This window comes from Paraburkholderia sp. BL10I2N1 (genome assembly GCF_004361815.1).
Lineage (GTDB): Bacteria > Pseudomonadota > Gammaproteobacteria > Burkholderiales > Burkholderiaceae > Paraburkholderia.
Genome location: NZ_SNWA01000002.1, coordinates 853,864 through 870,835, shown reverse-complemented (window position 1 = coordinate 870,835; position 16,972 = coordinate 853,864). Strand labels below are relative to the sequence as shown.

Below are 16,972 nucleotides of genomic sequence, written 5' to 3'. Positions count from 1 at the left end.
CACGTTGCTCCCTTCAAGACAGCGGAAACTATTGGAGGTATTTCTGAATTATCCTCGAAGGACGCGACGGTGCCGGCCGGTCTATTTTCGCCCACTTCATGCCCATGTGTTCACGGTGTACGCCGAGTTGAGGACGTCCCGTGGATACATTTCACAATGTAGGCGCCAGCGCGAAGCGAGGCAACAGGGTGTTGGGGACCTGGAGAGACAACAAACGACCGCTATACCTCAAAGAGCTGCCGAACAGGCGCCGCCCGGTGCAATGTCGGGAACGGGTCGATCAGCGACGTTTGGCACCGCCCTCTTTGACGCCTTGCAACGCATCGTGGTGCGGCTCGGCCACCATAGCCGATGGCCGGATCTCGACCGCGAGCGTCAACACTGTCCCGCCTTCGGTCGAGCGGACCGTCAGGTTGCCGCCGAGCCGCGCTGCACGCGTCTGCATACTGCGCATGCCGAGGCCGCGGCGCACCTCGATAGCGGCAGGATTGAAACCCGTGCCGTTGTCTTCCACGACGAGCCGCAGCGAGCCGTTGAGATGGCGCAGATCGATCCGCACGCGCGTCGCGCCGCTGTGCTTGAGCACGTTGGTCAGGCTCTCCTGCAACACGCGCAGCACGTCGAGATTCTGCGAAGCGGTGAGCCCGATGGTATCGAGCCCCGACACGTGCCACGCACATTCGATGCCACGTCCTTCGAAAAGACGCATCATCCGGTGCCGCAGCGGTGCAATCAGGTCGTCCAGTGCATGCTCGCCGAGCTGATGGCTCGACGCGGTATCGATGATGATGCGCAAATCGTCGCGCAGCTCCTTGAGGATCGACAAAACGCGCCCCGGCGCAATGCTCTCGGGCGTATGCTCGAGCATCGCGATGCCGCTGACAAGCGTGCCGCCGAGCCCGTCGTGCAGATCGTGCGCGAGATCGAGCCGTTCGCCGAGCCGCGCATTCACGACTTCGAGCTCATGCTGGCGCTGCAGCGTCGTCATGAGGTCGGCACGCGCTTCGTCGACCCGTTCCGTAAGCTCGTCGTTGAAACGCTCGATGCGGCGCACGTTCGCAACGAAATGCCACGCGAGCACGAACGCCATGCCGACCATCAGAAACTGCGACGTGAATGCCGTGTAATAGTGGTTGTCGCGCAGTACGCTGAACACCGATCAGCAGATCGTGGATACCCGCCGCGATGAAGATCACGATGCACACCGACAGGATCCGGTGGTCGGTGCGCCGGCTTTTCACGGCCAGCCACAGGAACACGAAGCAGCTCGCGAAGAATATCAGCGCCGACGCGGGAATCAGCACGATGCGCAGCGTCCCCAATTGCGCTTGCGGCAACGCGACGACCGCTGCGACGCCCACGGCGACGCTGAGCCACAGCACGCGCTCGATGCGCGGCGCGCGGCGATCGCAGAAGCGCAGCACGAAAATCGAAAAGGACACGCAGAACACATGGAAGAGCAGCGCGTCGGCCGCCTCCCACATGTCGTTCGATGCGAACGGCCAAGTGGTCGTCACGATCTCGTTGACGGCCCAGCACCACCACGTGAGCGAAAGGAACGCGAACCACCCGTAGGCGGTCTCCCTGGGTCGCATCGACCATAGCGCAAGGAAGAAGCGGCCGAGCGTCGCGGTCACGGCAAGGCTGAAAAGCTGCAGATCGTGGCGCACGAGCCGTGCGTGCCGGTAGATGTCCCACGCGACGCCCGGAGCGCCGATCGTCAGCGGGCCGAGGCCGGGCTGGTAAGCAGAGAGGCCGGATACGCGGATCAGCAGCGTGTTCTCGCCCGGCTGCAGCTCCCGCGTAGACAGCACGCGATACCACGGCGTATTCCACATCCGGCTGATCGGCTCGACGAGGTGCTCGTCGCGGCGCAACAGCGCGCCGTTCAGCCAGATCTCGCCGGCCATGTTGAGATAGTCGAGAGCAACGGCGGCCGGGTGCGATCCCGGCGTCTGATTCCAGCTCACGCGGTACCAGACAGAGCCGTCGAAATGCGGCCATCGCTGGGTCCAGATATCCGGCAGGGTTACCACGGTCCAGCCGTCGTGCGGCGGCATTTGCGCCTGCCGGTCCGAGCGCGCTGCTTCGACATGCAGGCTTGCGATGGCGTCAGTTTCGGCCGCGGGCGGCGGCACCGGCGCGGCGCGTGCCGCGCCGTGCTGCAGCAGGCCGATGACGACGATCAGGGCAACAAGCCACGCGAACGCGCTTCGAACACAGCCTGGGTGCGCGAGTTGACCGCCAGTTTCTTGTAGATATTCTTGATGTGACATTCCACCGTCAGCCTGGACAATGACAACAAACTGGAAATCTCCTGATTGGTCAGCCCCTTGCTGACGAAGGTCAGGATTTCAGCCTCGCGCGGACTCAGCGGCGCCCCCGACGCCTGCGGAGCCTCGTGGCCGAGCCGCTTCGTGCCGGCGGCGCCGAGCAGCTCGAGAATACGTTTCGCAATGAACGGGTCGATCGGCGCGCCACCCCGCAGCGCGCTGCGCACCGACAGCGAGATCTCCACGTCGTCGCGCTCTTTCAGCAGATAGCCGGTCGCGCCGGCCTGCAACGCCGAGACGATCACCTGCTCGGTGCTCCACGCGGAGATTACCAAAACGGGCAGTGCGGCGTCACGTTGATGCAGCGCGCGGATCAGGTCGATGCCGTTGCCGTCCGGAAGCCCCACGTCGACGAGCGCGAGCGCGAATGGCTGCTCGTCGAACATAGCCTGGGCCTCCACGATGCTTGCGGCGAACGACAACGCGTCGTCAGTGTAGCCGAGCGTCGTGAGGATTGCGCGCAGGCGCAACTGCATCATCGGCTCGTCTTCGACGATGGCGACCGGACCGGGCAGCACCGGCTCCTGAAATAGCGAAAGAGGCTGGGACATTGCCTGAAAGCGGAAAACGGAGAGTTGATGGAACCCGCAACGGGACCCGAGGCAGCGCCGCCGAGCTGCACAACACCGATGCCTGACAACATGACACGCACGCGGCGCCCGGGCCATACCTGGAACCTGGTAGGCGCCACCCCGTTACCAGGTTCCGGGGATTGAAGGCACGCACCCGCCGGGCCCACACTGCGACCGTTCGCCGATAGATTACAACACGCAGCGCAACGGGGGCCGTGCATGGACCATCATTACATTGAGAAGGAAATCGCGCACCTTGAACGGGTGATTACGCTCATTTCCGCGGCCGACCGTATACCGCTCTCATACTGGCGCGCACGTATCAAGGAGATCGGCACGGCGAGGCTTGTCGCTGCGCAGCACCGCCGCTGGTGTCGCCTGCAGGAGAAGTTGCGGCAGCTCGAGGCGCTGCATGCGCACGGGGCCGCCGATACCGGTCCGCCGCTTCGTCGCGAAGCGACCGGTTAGCGCTTCGCTGTCGGTTCACCTGCGCCGATGCGGCGCGAACGATCATCGCGCCGCGACGCCCTCAGGCATGAGATGAACCCGTAGGCCCGTCGTTGCCGGAACCATCACGTACAACATCCTCGACTCTGTCCATCGAGCAGGCAACCATCGGTAACCCGATGGCTGCCGCGTTCGCCAAACGCTTACCGGTCGATGCCAAGCTCCGGCAGGGACCGCGTGCCTTCAACTGCTACCGAATGCAGCAGATCCGGATCAAGGTCAAGTACGCGAAGGATCGTCGGTGCGACCTGCGTGGTCAGAACCGGCCTGTCGACGGTCCGACCGTGGCGGATTCCCGCGTACGACACGACGAGACCCAGATGGCTGTCGTCAGGTGCGTTGCCGCCGTGCTCCTCGTCCTTCGCCGTGCTGGATGTGTAGATGACGCCAGGGTTCGGCTGCACGATGATGTTCGGGGTACGGCCACGGGCCGGATCGCCAAAGCGGTCTGCGAGGGCATCACCGTGCAGGATATACGCCTGCGGACCGTCCGCGCAGATACCAGGCGCATTGCAGCCGAGGTTTGCCTTGAGCGTCGCAACCGCTGCGTCTGTCTGGCTCGGGTCACGCAACCAGATGAGCCCGACGTCGTCGGTTTGCACCATGCCCGTGTCAACCAGACCCGTGCCGTCGTTCAGATTGCCCGACTTCGTGTTGGCCTGGCCAAAGTTGCCCTTCGGATCCAGATAGTTGTTGGCTTCGAGCAGCGTCGTCAGCGTATCGCCGTTCTTGACGAGCTTTGTGTGATCGGTCGGCGACTGGCCGTGCTTGGCCGTTACGATGATGACCGTCGTGGAGTACAGGTTGCGCTGCTTCAGTTCCGCGACGATGCGACCCAGTGCGTTGTCGGCGTAGGCAATCGCGCCTGCAACCTGTGGGCCAGGCGTGAAACTCGCGTCGAGATAGCCCCCTCCCTTTGCCACCGTTGCCTTCTGGGCCACGCTCAAGGTCTGGAAGTTGAAGCCGAACACCGTCGGCACGTGCGCGCCCGTCGTGCCAGTCGAGTCCTTGCCATCGATTTCGTTGATGATCGCTTGCACGTGATAGTTATCGAACTTCTCGGTGTGCGTATAGGTGTCGAGGTAGTACGTGTTCGTAGCCGGGTCGATCGAGTTGATCTCGGTCCGCGCCAGATCGTCAACGCCGTGGCCAGACGGCCCGTTTACCCAGTCATAACCCCAGGCGTGCTTGTCGGCCCAGGCGGTACGCGCACCGTGGATATGGTCCTTGATGACCTCGAAGACCGTGTTGGTCTTTATATAGTTGTGCGGATAAACCGGTGTGCAGACGCCATTGATCAACGCATGCGGAATGGCCTGCGGATTGAATGCGCCGCCGCCGTCGAGGTGAATGAGCGGGCGACCGTTCTCTCCATCGATCCCGGTCGTCTCATCGAACACGACGTTCCAGCCCTGCTTGCCGGAGCAGGTCGTATCCGTCGGGGCATAGAGGGTGCGGTCGTACGACACATCATAAAAGAGGCCCGCGCTCTTCGGCGAGCCTCCGGTCACCAATGCAGCAAGGCCCGGGAACGAATCCGACAGGCCGGGCGTGTGCGCATTCGTGTAGGTCACGCCTGATTTAGCCAGTACCGCCAGATTGGGGCAGGTATTCGCGCCGATGCAACGCGCGACATCCTGTTCATGCAAACCGTCGATGCTGATCAGGAGCACGCGCTTTGCGTCCTGCATCTCATGAGCTTGCGCGGTTGAGTGCAAACCAGCCAGCGCCATCACAGCGGCGCTGACTGCTACGTTTAACCGGGACCACTTGCCTGTCTTCTCCATATCTCACCTCGTTGTACTGCGTTGGGATGGGCCTGCGCTGAGTCAAGGAATATGGATCCAGATTGCGAAGCCGTGATGACGCCCGGCTTTCATTTAGACATCGGTCGCGCGCTTGCGAAGTCGGCGCGCGAGGGTTTTGTCGCGACAGGGACGGTTAGACAAGGCCTGAGGTGCAGCGCTGAGTGATGAACCAGGCGCAAATCGCATCGCGCTGCGGGGAGCGATGCCCATAAAGGCGTCGATTAGACTTACCCCAGCCAGCGACAACATCGAAAATCGGTCTTGCAAAAACTGGGGGGCATAGATTTCTTGAGATGCCCCTTGACACCGCTCTCGAATGGTTTTGGCTCAAATGAGAGGATGCGCGTTCAGGGTTGGTGGCTCCCATCACCACCGGTGAACAACAGAAACATCAGCGCTGATCCGGGCTCATGGTTGAGGAACCTCGTGCAGCAATGCGACGAGGCCGGACACGGGGCGGCAATCGGGGTTCAGCGCACGTAAATCGTGGGGGTGCCCACATCGGCGGGCAGGAACACTTCGGAACGCGCGCCGTTGCGATCGATCACGATGGCGCGTGGGCGCACGTCGGCGAGCGTCGCGCCCTGCATGAGCGGGGCGCCGAGCGACACAGTTCTGGGGGAATCGCCGCTGATGCTAACAATTGCCGCAGCGCCCCGTTGCAGTGCGAGGATGCCGAACACGTGCACGTCCTGATTCGCGTTGTGCGTGAGTTGGCCACCGAATAGCGTCGCGGCCTCGTCGGCCAAATCGGGCGCGCGCACGGTGGCGATGGGCAAGGGCGCGGAGTGCGCGGTCAGCGCGACGATCAAAGAGGTCAGCGTCGCGCACAACATGGCGAAGAGCGCGAGTGACAGGAGGCGGATTTGCAGGGTGTTCATGCGGTCCATCGTACAAACGATTGCAAAATTGCGGATGTTCAATGTCCGGGTTGGTTCACCTGCGTGGGTGAGCGTAACAAGACGACGGTACCACGGCGGGTGCATCCCCGGACGAGGCCACGGCGTGCGGCTTCCTTGAACGCCGCGTTGATTGTGTTCACGTGGAAGCCCAGATCGTTGGCCAGCGCGCGCTGCGAGGGGAGCCTGTCGCCCGGCGAGAAGACACCCGAGCGGATCGCTTCCTCTATCTGTGCTGCGATCGAGAGATAGACCCGGCCGCGAATTCTGGCGAAGTCTACACGCCATTCGGCGGTCGTTGCGCGCGATACCGACGACTGACGCGTCGCCGCCGTTTGCAGAGTATTCATTGTTACCTCATTAGAAGCCCGCAGTCGAACAGGCCGAAGGATTTACCCAGAAGAGAGCGTCGAATATGTTAGGTACAGCGCGAGAAGAGCTGAATTCGCATCCGCCACGGGTGTGTCGAAGGAGAGGCTCTTTACGGGCGCGACAGGACCCGTTTCTGCCTCATCGGCGTCAACGATTGAGCCTTTGAGGAGAAGTCCATGACCTGTTTGAGGTTGCGGTCGACATCGTCGCGAAAGAACGCGCCTCGTGTCATAGCGTTGCGTAGGATTACCGCGTTAAAACGGAGTGAATTGGATCACCGGCATGTTACCGCCTGACGGCATATGGCTTACCAATGTCATACATTCCGCCGCCCGATCCGACAAACGTTGGTGCTCCGTAGAGGAGATAGTTGCACGTGCATCCGTTTCGTGGTGTGACAAGAAACGTTAGGATCCCTGTTTTGTGGTTCGTTTGAACGCGATCTCTGGAAGCGGTTCGCCAAGACGAATAACGGGGATCGGATGTCGCCTGAGTTCAGGATGATATGCCGGCTCAGTCACAAAACCCGCCACATCCACGGCTCCGAGCGACGACGTTTTAAGATTCCTTTAAGTAGCGGCTAGTACCTTACGGCTCCTCAAAGCACGCGGTACGAGCAGCACCAGATCATGAGCACCAGAATTATTTTGCGCGGGGTGGAAATAACCCGCGTCGCGCCTGCTCTCGTCGGTGGTTACGCGGCGGGTTGCCGCGGCGCCGACGCATCGCAAACGGCGTCTCACGACCCCACGTCGACGGCTCCTGTACCTGCAGAAGCCAGTGAGTGGCATGTGTGCCGGCACGCGAGACTTCCCGGCCACCTATGGACCTCCGGTCGTGCATATCATCGCGAAGCACACCGGCAACCCGGATGGCGACAATCGCGCGGGCGAGAGTCTTGGCTCCGGCTTCATCATCAGCGAAGACGGTGACGAGCTGACTAACAATCAGGTCGTCGACGGAACCGATATCGTCACCGTGAAACTGACCGACCAGCGACTTCTGCCGCGGATCATCGGCACAGACAAAACGTCCGGCGTGCCCGTGCTTTAGATCGACGCCAGCAATCTGCGGATCGTGCAGATCGGCGATCCGGAATAAAGCAGGGTCGGTGAACGGGTTGACGCGATCGGCTCGCAGTACGGCCTCGACGACACAGTGACGTTCTGCATCGTCAGCGTCAAATCGCGCACGCCGTCCACGACGACCACACACCATTCATTGAGACGGGCGTTTGCGTCAATCCCGACAACCCAGGCGAACAGCTCTTGAACCTGAAAGGCGAGGTGATCGGCATCAATTCGATGACCTATTCGCGTACAGGCGAGTTTCAGGGGCTGCCGTTCGCGATTCCAATTGACGAAGCGATTCGGGTCAAAGACCAGATCGTCAAAACGCATCCGCGTATGTCGGGCAATGAAGGCGGGAATGGTTCTATTACCCGCTTTTTTCGATCCTGTCTGAAAGACGAAACTCTGCACAAATTTTACCGAGAAGGGAAGAGACGATGGACCAAAAAACGCGTCAAGCCATCTTCAAAATGAAGGATCGCGGCATGCGGCTACGCGCTCAGGTTGACGAGGATGGATCGCACTTCGTGACGGTCGAGCGCGCCGAGTTGCGAGCCTTGCTGATTGATCATGCGTTTGTTTGCGGCTTTGCGCTTGGCATGCCGCCGATCGGAGAAGAATCGAGGGAACAGACGTGAACGCTTCGAAGCCCTGGGAAGACGAACCAGACGAATTCACGCTGACCGCGTGCAAAAGATTCGAGTGACTCTGCAACGAGACGGATGTGCCCGCAGCACAGCTTGTGCATACTCCACATCTAACGCCCTATCTTTTCCTTTTAAGGCGTTTTCACGCAGCATTCGAGAGCTGTTACCGCGAAGGTTTTGTGGCAATGCACGGAAAAGCGGGGCGTCGGCGGTGACGGTTTCGGCGTGACCAGGTTTTTTCTGCCGTGGGAATCTGCTGACAGTGCGCGCAACGCCGCGTACCGGTTGCGCGTTGCAGCTGGCGCGATCATCCTCGACTCGTCGGGCTTTCAGCAGATGTTGAAAGCGCTGGGGCGCGTATTGTGGTTAAGCCTGCGATCCCGTCGCCTGCGCCGCAGTGAGGAACGCGATGCGCGTCGGATGCCTGGCGAGGTCACTGATAATCATATAGCTTGCCTAAGCTTCGCAGCGAGAGGCGTCGGGGTAGAGTCAAGCTGGCACAAGCCCTTTGACCTGACACCTTGACGAAGTATTTGTGACGTTCCACGGCGAGCTGGCGCACCGTCGATGACAAGATTATCTCGCGCCGTAGAAATGACGGTACTGCCACGCTGCCTGCTTCTTCAACTCATCGTCTGGCCATGGCCCGGTGCCAAACCCGCTTATCGAAAGAGGGCTCAGGTCAATTGGAGGCGCGCCATCGATGATCCACGCGGCAAGCGCTTCGCCCAGTGCCGGGGCAATCGACAGGCCCGCGACATTGCAGCCGCTCGCAAGGTAGAATCCACGAATCGCCGACGCTGGTCCGATGATGTGCTGCCCATCGGCAGTTATCGTTGGCAGCCCACCGCGATGCTCACGCACCGCTGCCTTGAGAAGGACGGGAAGCTGAGCCTCAACGTCTCGACCGTAGTGCCAGAGCAACCCGGCATCAAGCGACAGATCCTTGATGTCGAAGTTGGTGCCGAAGTCATTCATGTCGAAGAACGACGGGTTGTCCTCGTAGACCCCCCAGAGAAATCCACCATCACAGGGCCGCATATAGACGGCAGCGTCCATGATCCGGACCATCGGCAAGTCTGCCCGGGCGTTGGGTACCGGCTCGGTAACGAACGATTGCTGCGCTGTGGTGACAAGAGGAACACGAATTCCGCTGGCTTCGGCCACCTGTCGGGTCCAGGCGCCGGCGGCATCGACGACAACCGGGGCGTGCATGCGACCGCGCGTGGTGTCGACACCCGTGACCTCGCCATCCTCGATCAGGACGCCCGTGACCGGAGTCTTCGGCAGCACTTCCGCACCGTGCGCCTGCGCCGCACGAGCAAAGCCGATGGCGAGCTGGGCGGGATTGAAATACATGTCGTCGCCGATGCGCATGACCGCTGCTATTCCCGTCGTTTCAAGAAACGGGTTGAGCCGGTGGGCCGCGTCCAGGGAAAGCTCCGCCACGTCCAGGCCGTGGCGCCGGCCGCGCAGGATGTCTTCCTGAACGACCTCGGCATCTTCCGGGCGGCGCGCAACCTTGAGGCTACCCGACTGCACCCAATCCAAAGGCTGGCCGGTGTCCGCAGAGAATCGCCTGATCTTGCCTGCCGCCAACGTGATCAAGTCGATCATCAAGTCATTCTTGCGCAAGCAATTGACCATGCCGGCCGCTCGCGGAGAAGTCTGTGAGCCGATTTCGTGGCGCTCGAGAAGCGCGATGCGGTGGGTGCCCCGTTTAGCCAGGTAGTAGGTGGTAGCCGCTCCAAGTCCGCCGGAGCCGATCACGATCACATCCGCAGATTCGCCCATCGTTGCTTCTCCTGTTGGGCACGTCAGTCGACCTGCCGGTCGGGGGGGCGTTACAACCATGATATCCCTCAGGAGCAGACTGGGGCGTCTTCTACGCTACTTCCTCGCGAATACTGTAACGTGACAGCGCCGCGCCTATTGATACGATAGAGAGCAGAGGGACAAGCGGCCGAAGCGGTCAAGCCCGGCGAGCGCGCATGGGACTTGCAGGCTCTGTCGGGCGGCCTTGGAGCCTCTGCACGATTTCGGTGATGGGCGTAAATGGAAGCCTTCGCTCATCCGGATTCAACAATTGACGGAGTTCAAGATGCCGAAGATCCGCGAGTCCTTGATCCATGAATTGCACCCAACGCAGCTCACGGTGGGGATGATTGAAGTCCTGGACAAAAAGAAACTCCTGGTTTCGCTAACGCAAAAGGAGCAACAGGCGTTTATGCAAGCCCATCCTATCCCGGCGGTGGTTGGGTCGGCCGGAAAACTGTACATAACCGATCATCACCACCTCGGGCGAGCCGCGCTGGAGGCCGGCGTCGCTAGTGGGTTCTTCGTGGTGGAGGCCGACCTCTCTAATTACGGTCTGGAAGATTTCTGGAAGGAGATGGACAGGAACCTGTGGGTTCACCCCCTCGACGAGTACGGAGTGCGTCACTACTACGCGGCCATCCCGCATCACCTGGAGAAGTTGGTCGACGACCCCTATCGTTCCCTGGCCGGGTACGTACGTGATGCCGGCGGTTACCTCAAAACGCCTACCGCTTTCGCCGAATTTGTATGGGCTGATTTTTTCCGTCGCTCGATTGCCGTTGAGGACCTGAAAGCCGACTTCCACGCGGCAGTCCAGAGGGCCGTCACCCTCGCAACAGGCGAACTGGCCAAGGGTCTGCCAGGTTTCAAGGCGGCGCCGTCAAGTTGAAGTGTTAGCGACGTAAGTGCGGAGACCACGCACATTTGTTCGGCAAGCAGACGGATTCTGGGTGGGCGCCGTGAAGCGACGCCACGAGGAAAAGCGTACGACTACCTTTCATCGCCCGACTCACCGAAGCGCTGCGGCATGAGCCGAAACCTCGGGATCAGGACTCCACATCCTCGAGACTGAAGATTTCCGTTTTGTCGTTATAAGAGAAGATCTCGCCGTAACGCCCCCAGTTGATGACGGCGTCGAGCGTCTGTTGCGCCGCGTTGTCCGACAGAAAATCTTCCAGTTCCTGCTCGAAACGCACGCGCGGCGCGCGATGACCGGGGCGCTCGTTCAACACCTTCCTGATCCGCGCGGCGAGCGGCACGTGCCGCAGCAAATGCTCGGCGAACATCATCTTGCGCTCCTGCGTGTCGAATTCCGCGAAGGCGCGTGCCGGTGGCATCAGGATGATGTCCCCTTCACGTACGTCCGCAAAGCCGAGATACTGCAGCACTTCGGCGATGGGGAACAGATCGTCCACCTCGAGCTGCAGCGTGCGGGCGATTTCCGGCATGTCCGCGCGGCCGTGATAGGGCGCGGCGGCCAGCGTTTCGATCAGACCGGCCAACAGGTTGGTCGACACGGGCGGTAACCGGCTGCCCAGTTCAAGCCCCAGCCTCGTCGCTTCGTCGGTCTGGCGGGCGGTCATCTTCGCGTAGATGTCGTCGACGAGACGGCGGAACGCTGGGTCCAGCCGATTACGGGGATGTTTGAACGGCACCTTGATTTCGGCGATCACACGGCCAGGATTGGACGACAGCACGAGAATCCGGTCGCACATGAACACCGCTTCCTCGATGTTGTGCGTGACGATCAGCACCGACTTGATCGGCATACGGCCCTGGGTCCACAGGTCGAGCAGGTCAGTGCGCAGGTTTTCGGCGGTCAGCACATCGAGCGCGGAGAACGGTTCGTCCATCAGAAGCAGCGTCGGATCGACCACCAGCGCACGCGCGAAGCCCACGCGCTGACGCATGCCGCCCGACAGTTCACGCGGATACGCGTTTTCGAAACCGTCGAGACCGATCAGGTCGATCGCGGCCAGCGCACGTTTGCGGCGCTCGCTCGCACCCACACCCAGCGCCTCGAGGCCCGCTTCCACGTTCTGCAGCACGGTCAGCCATGGAAACAGCGCGAAGGTCTGAAACACCATCGCGACGCCTTCGGCGGGGCCGTCGAGGGGTTTGTCCATATAGGCGACTTCACCCCCGGTCGGCTCGATCAGCCCGGCGATGATGCGCAGCAGTGTCGATTTGCCCGACCCTGAACGGCCCAGCATACCGACGATCTCACCCTCGCACAGCGTGAGGTTCACATCGTCGAGAACGAGCAGTTCGCCCTGTGTCTTGCTGAAGCCACGGCTCACGTCCTTGACGCGCAGAATTTCGTCACCGGGGCGCGGCGGCATCGACAGCGTCTGGATCGGCACGGCAGTCAGGGCAGCGTCAGGATTTTGCATCGCGTGTCACTCTCAGTCGAGCCGGAGCTTCGCTTCGGCGCAGGCATACATCGGGCGCCACAACAGCATGTTCGTCATGGATGACGAACAGATGACGCGCGTCGTTTGTGCGTCTTCCGGACGCCACCGTGTCGGTACGCATGCTCGAAGCTGTCTTCTCAGGCCGGTTGGGCGGGTGATCGCAAGCTTCATGGACCGCTACGATCCACCGCCTTGCGCGACGGAACAGCACACATAGTCAGGGTGAATGTGCGCGAGCCGGATATCCTGCTTCCGCCTCGACCTTCGGAAGCAAGTCAGGTAGTCCGGCGCCGAAAGTACGCCGGACTGGTTCTACGCTTACTTCCGCCGATCGCGTTGCCGGCGCAAATGTTCTTTCCACGCGGCAGTGCGATCGCGGATGAAATTGGTCAATTCGGCGGTCGATGACAGATCCGGCGAAGCCTCCTCATAATGCCCCTTCTCATTTCTGATGGGCAGCGCTGCAACGCGAGCTGCGTGAATCTTGTCGAGCCTGGACGGCGTCGAGGAGTTCGGGTGATGCACTGACGACACCGGAACCTCTACGCCCGCCAGTGGGTCATCTTTGCGAGCTAACCTGAGCGTCAACACGTCGGCAAGCGAAGCCGCGTTTTTGTCGCGATCGGTCAGCGGATCAGTCTTCCACCGTTGGTGCACCGTCTGGAGCACCGAGGTGTGATCGACCCGACCCGGGGGGTGAAAGACCGTTCCTTCCTTGATCCATGGCGAAACGAGTACCGCCGGCACTCGCACTCCGAAGCGGGTAAAGTCAAACCCGTACTCGCCGATCGTCCCATCGTTGGGCGGCGCAGCGTCGGTCGGCGGGGGCACGTGATCGTAGTTTCCGCCGTGCTCGTCGTAGGTAATGATGAGTAGGGTCGACGACCATTTCGCACCGTTGCGCAACGCGTAGTAGGCCTCGTGGATCAGTTGCTCGCCCGCCGCGACGTCGTAGTTCGGGTGCTGACTGTTCCCGGCTGCGTCCCAACTCGGTTCCAGGAACGTGAAGGGCGGTAGCTTCCCAACGGCAGCTCGCTCCTTGAAGTCCCGAAAATGGCCGAGATGGTTTTCGTCGGCGTGTTGCGTGTCTGGAAAATCGTGGCGAGTAAGAGGATCACGGTTATATCCATAGATCGCCCAATCAAGCCCCTTATCCGAGAGCCGCCCAAAAATGCTGGGACAGGTGAAGATCTTGACGTGATCGTCCAGATGACCTTGCGATGTAGCAGCGAGCGCAAACGCGCGATTTGGCATCGTCATCGTCGGAACCGACGCGAACCATGCGTCGGAAACCGCATAGCCCCGGGCAAGCGCTGACAGAACTGGAAGCAACTCGGGGGTGTACATGCCCATGATCTGCGGCGCTGCCGTGCCGGGCAAAGTGTCCCGGTAGTGCTTCGCGAGATCTGTAGCGATCGCCGATTTGAAGTTGAGAACGAAGCCCTTATTGTCCGGAACTGCGTTCGGAGCCGGGTCGTCAGTCGAGTAGAGCTGGTAATTCGTGTTCTGGAATCCCTCGCCGGGATCGGCGCCCGGCATCAGATAGACATGCTGGTCGCTCTTCTGAATCTTGTACACAGAAACTTCCCGGCCGAACTCGTCGGGATTCGATTCCTTCCCCGTCAGTCCGTCAAATGGGTCATTGGACAGTGAGCGGTTATTGCTGTCGCTGTAGAGAAAACCGAGCATCTGGTCGAATGACCTGTTCTCCAGCATGAGCACGACGATGTGATCGATCTTTCCGAGTTGATTCGCCATAACCTGTCTCCCGGGGGAACTTCGATTTCCGCGCAGACTGCGCCTGGATGAAGGAGTATGCACGCGAAGGTCCGGCCAGCAAAAGGCCACTCGATGTGTTCGTTCCCGTGCTCACCGTTTCCCTGCCCGTCGTCATCAGCTGCGCGGTGCGCTGGTACTCCGGTTCATCCTGAGCCAGCGTGACATCGAAGAGTTACTGTTCGAACGGGGCGTTGTCGTGACGTATTAAACGCCTGATTCGACGACACTTCGCGCTCCGCTTTATCGCAAGCATTTAGGTGCTCGATTCGAGCCGAGGCAAAATGGGACAGGCCGCGGTCTGGATAGATTCGTCGCTTGATGTCACAGCGGTGACCGCGGTTACCGCGGTCACCGCGCATCAGGTCGCCGGTGCGGTCAGCGACGTGTTGTATGTGGTGCCCGCGATCACCACGTTGCTCAGCGTAATACCGCTCACATTGCTCACGAAGACCGGACCCGGCGCGGCCGACGCAGACGTCGAAGGCGTCGTCGGAACTGCGCCCGTGCACACCGGGTTGCCGAGGTTGCAGTTCGAGATCGTGACGCCGCTGATCGGACTCACGGTCGGCACCGGCAGCGGACCGTTGTAGTCGACCGCCTCGGGACCCTGCATGACGAGCGCCTGGAAGCACGAGTTCGACCCGGCGACGAAGCCCGAAGGCATCGAGTACGACACCGAGCCCGACACGTTGCTCGCGTGCACGTTCGTGATGTTGATGTTGCTGATCGCCGACGGACTCCAGCGTACCGCATCGCCGGACGGGTTGTAATCGCAGTCGAACGTGATCAGGCCGCCTTGACCCGTAGGCGGGTTCGTTGCGAGACCGGTCGTCCCCTGGCCCGTGATCGGACTGATCGCGGCACCCAGCGCGCCGCCGCCGTACTTCCCGGCAAGGTTCAGGCCGTTGGGCAGTGTCACGCCGTTGATCCAGACGTTGTTGATGAACCCGCCGCGGTTCATGTTGGTCTTGAACCGCAGTGCGATGTTCAGCGGATTGGTCGCCCAGTTCTCGTTCTGCATCGTCAGGTTGCGAGCGTAAACGTTTTGCACGCCCGCGCTCATTTCGCTGCCGATCGTCAGACCGCCGTGGCCGCTTTGCATCGTGCAGTTCTGCACCACGATGTTATGCATTGGACCGTACTCGGTGTCGAGGTACTTGCCGGACTTTAACGCGATGCAGTCGTCACCGGTGTTGAACTGAACGTTCTGCACCAGCACGTGGTTGCACGCGTCTGGATCGAAGCCGTCGTTGTTCGGTCCGACGCTGTCGGCAAACACGCCGTCGATCACCACGTTCGTGCAATCGGTCGGGTGGTGCTGCCAGAACGGCGTGTTCTGCGTGTGGTAGTTCTGCAGGAGCACGTTCTTGCACCCGATGAACTCGATCATGCACGGACGCAGAAAGTGTCCGTTACCGAAGATGCGGTCCTCGAACGGCACGCGCAGCTCGGACAGCGCGGGCAGATAGTTCTGGTCCTGGTTCCAGCCCGTGCCCGTGAGCAGGTCCATCAGCGAACTTGTCACGCCGTACTGATTCGTAAAGGAAACGTTTGCCTGCGGGTTCCTGATTTGGGAAGCGGGGAGGCTCGTCAGTGGGACGTTGTTCGGATTCGCATAAGCCTGCGACGGCGTCGACGAACCCGCACAGCCGTACGTGTTGCTGCTTCCCTTGTAGGTCCACCAGCACGAGGTCGGCGGCTGATTGCTCAGTTGCATCGGCGTCATCGCCTGACCGTTCAGCACGCAGGTGTTGTCGTCGGCGGTCACTGCAATGTTGGTCTGGCGAAACGCATAGATCGGCGAGCCGAAATTCAGGCAATCGTTTGCCTGCCAGCGCGCGTGGTACAGATTGCCGTTCGCCGTCTTGTACGGGCCGTTCTTTGCGTAGTCCGCCGGGTTCGGGCTGAAATAGATCGTGCAGCCCGATTCCAGATGCAAGTTCACACGGCTCAGGAGCACGATCGGACCCCCGCAATACCAGTTGCCGGCCGGCACCACCACGCGGCCGCCGCCGACGCGACTCGCGTCGACGATCGCGGCATTGAACGCGGCGCACGAGTCGTACTGCGTGCCCGTGTAGTCGCACGGCACCATCACGCCCGAGCCTGGGCTTTGCCGGTCGTTGGTCGGATGCGCGGTCTCTTCCGTACCGCCAGTCACCCATGGAATCTTGCCGCCCGGCCACGCGGTCGACGTAATCAACGCGGAAGCGGGGAGTGCGCGCGCACCGTAGCTCGCCACGTGAAAGTCGGCGTGGGAGAACATCGAGGGATTGACGTAGGCAAGCCTCCTGATGATGGCCGTGGCCTGGCCGTCCGGGCCCCAGATCGGGTCCCAGATCGGGTCCCCAGCGGCGGGGTGGCCGGGTTGTGCCGGCGGTTGACCGCCGAGGGCGGAAGGAATCGGAAACATTGAGTCTGCTGCTGCCGCCCCGCGGCTGGTCGCCAGGAGGGTTGCGCCTGCGGACACGCCGGCAAAGGCCATGAATGCGCGCCGGCCGGGGGAGGGGGGTGCATTGGTGCGGGCTTCGGAGAGCAGGGGATCGTCTTTGTCATGTGTTGCCATTTGATTCGTTCTCCTTTTTGTCTCGCTGAGAGGGAGGTTGAACTCCGACGGCCATGGGCCGCGTGGCGACGCTAGTGCGAACGGGAGATGCACAATTACAGCGAAGAGACCGATCAGGAGCGGCTGGCTCGATCACCATGAATATTGTTGTCGGACGACATGGAAATCGTCAATCAAATTTAACTAG

The 16,972-nt window shown here is 61.2% G+C and carries 13 protein-coding genes and 1 pseudogene; 4 read left to right on the top strand and 10 right to left on the bottom strand.

The genetic code is table 11. The annotated features are described in order from the left end of the window. Nucleotides 1-280 precede the first annotated feature (280 nt). Genes B0G77_RS25940 through B0G77_RS25930 form a run of 3 tightly spaced genes read right to left on the bottom strand, consistent with a single transcriptional unit; the run spans nt 281 to nt 2,884 of the window. Nucleotides 281-988, bottom strand: coding sequence for an ATP-binding protein (locus B0G77_RS25940; RefSeq protein ID WP_166656270.1), 708 nt, complete (start codon nt 986-988; stop codon nt 281-283). Continuing rightward, complete coding sequence (locus tag B0G77_RS25935; protein WP_133664883.1) at nt 963-2,276, bottom strand: 7TM diverse intracellular signaling domain-containing protein; 1,314 nt, start codon at nt 2,274-2,276, stop codon at nt 963-965. Before B0G77_RS25935 ends, B0G77_RS25940 begins: the two co-directional genes overlap by 26 nt. Further along, nucleotides 2,186-2,884 (bottom strand): response regulator transcription factor, encoded by a 699-nt coding sequence (locus B0G77_RS25930; RefSeq protein ID WP_133664882.1) that lies wholly within the window; start codon nt 2,882-2,884, stop codon nt 2,186-2,188. The genes B0G77_RS25935 and B0G77_RS25930 overlap by 91 nt, the downstream gene beginning before the upstream one ends. Nucleotides 2,885-3,124: 240 nt before the next feature. On the opposite strand from B0G77_RS25930, the gene B0G77_RS25925 reads away from it, so the two are divergent. Continuing rightward, the gene (locus tag B0G77_RS25925) at nt 3,125-3,373 is read left to right on the top strand and encodes a hypothetical protein (RefSeq protein ID WP_133664881.1); all 249 of its coding nucleotides are present in this window, start codon (nt 3,125-3,127) and stop codon (nt 3,371-3,373) included. A 182-nt stretch (nt 3,374-3,555) separates the two neighbouring features. Here the strand turns inward: B0G77_RS25925 and B0G77_RS25920 are convergent, their stop codons facing one another. The 3 genes from B0G77_RS25920 to B0G77_RS25910 form a co-directional block, all read right to left on the bottom strand. After that, nucleotides 3,556-5,145 carry an alkaline phosphatase family protein gene (locus tag B0G77_RS25920; protein WP_243751392.1) on the bottom strand — a complete coding sequence of 530 codons (1,590 nt, stop codon included), beginning with the start codon at nt 5,143-5,145 and terminating at the stop codon, nt 3,556-3,558. Nucleotides 5,146-5,690: 545 nt separating this feature from the next. After that, a complete protein-coding gene (locus B0G77_RS25915) occupies nt 5,691-6,101 on the bottom strand; it encodes a general secretion pathway protein GspC (protein ID WP_133664879.1) in 411 nt (136 codons plus the stop codon). A 38-nt stretch (nt 6,102-6,139) separates the two neighbouring features. After that, a complete protein-coding gene (locus B0G77_RS25910) occupies nt 6,140-6,469 on the bottom strand; it encodes a GntR family transcriptional regulator (protein WP_133664878.1) in 330 nt (109 codons plus the stop codon). Nucleotides 6,470-7,367: 898 nt separating this feature from the next. Here B0G77_RS25910 and B0G77_RS44530 point away from each other — a divergent pair. After that, a pseudogene (locus B0G77_RS44530) lies at nt 7,368-7,888 on the top strand (trypsin-like peptidase domain-containing protein); the annotation flags it as partial. A gap of 110 nt (nt 7,889-7,998) precedes the next feature. Beyond that, nucleotides 7,999-8,199, top strand: a complete 201-nt coding sequence (locus B0G77_RS25895; RefSeq protein ID WP_133664875.1) for a hypothetical protein — start codon at nt 7,999-8,001, stop codon at nt 8,197-8,199. A gap of 585 nt (nt 8,200-8,784) precedes the next feature. Here the strand turns inward: B0G77_RS25895 and B0G77_RS25890 are convergent. Beyond that, complete coding sequence (locus tag B0G77_RS25890) at nt 8,785-10,002, bottom strand: FAD-binding oxidoreductase (RefSeq protein ID WP_133664874.1); 1,218 nt, start codon at nt 10,000-10,002, stop codon at nt 8,785-8,787. A gap of 307 nt (nt 10,003-10,309) precedes the next feature. Between B0G77_RS25890 and B0G77_RS25885 the strand changes: the two genes are divergently transcribed. Continuing rightward, complete coding sequence (locus B0G77_RS25885; RefSeq protein WP_133664873.1) at nt 10,310-10,915, top strand: ParB-like protein; 606 nt, start codon at nt 10,310-10,312, stop codon at nt 10,913-10,915. Between the two features lie 157 nt (nt 10,916-11,072). Here B0G77_RS25885 and B0G77_RS25880 read toward each other — a convergent pair whose 3' ends face one another. The 3 genes from B0G77_RS25880 to B0G77_RS25865 all read right to left on the bottom strand — a co-directional run bounded on the left by B0G77_RS25880 (nt 11,073) and on the right by B0G77_RS25865 (nt 16,785). Further along, nucleotides 11,073-12,419 carry a nitrate/sulfonate/bicarbonate ABC transporter ATP-binding protein gene (locus B0G77_RS25880; protein ID WP_133664872.1) on the bottom strand — a complete coding sequence of 449 codons (1,347 nt, stop codon included), beginning with the start codon at nt 12,417-12,419 and terminating at the stop codon, nt 11,073-11,075. 339 nt (nt 12,420-12,758) lie between these two features. Continuing rightward, nucleotides 12,759-14,198 carry an alkaline phosphatase family protein gene (locus tag B0G77_RS25875; RefSeq protein ID WP_133664871.1) on the bottom strand — a complete coding sequence of 480 codons (1,440 nt, stop codon included), beginning with the start codon at nt 14,196-14,198 and terminating at the stop codon, nt 12,759-12,761. 379 nt (nt 14,199-14,577) lie between these two features. Next, nucleotides 14,578-16,785 carry a glycoside hydrolase family 28 protein gene (locus tag B0G77_RS25865; RefSeq protein WP_133664870.1) on the bottom strand — a complete coding sequence of 736 codons (2,208 nt, stop codon included), beginning with the start codon at nt 16,783-16,785 and terminating at the stop codon, nt 14,578-14,580. Nucleotides 16,786-16,972: the final 187 nt, after the last annotated feature.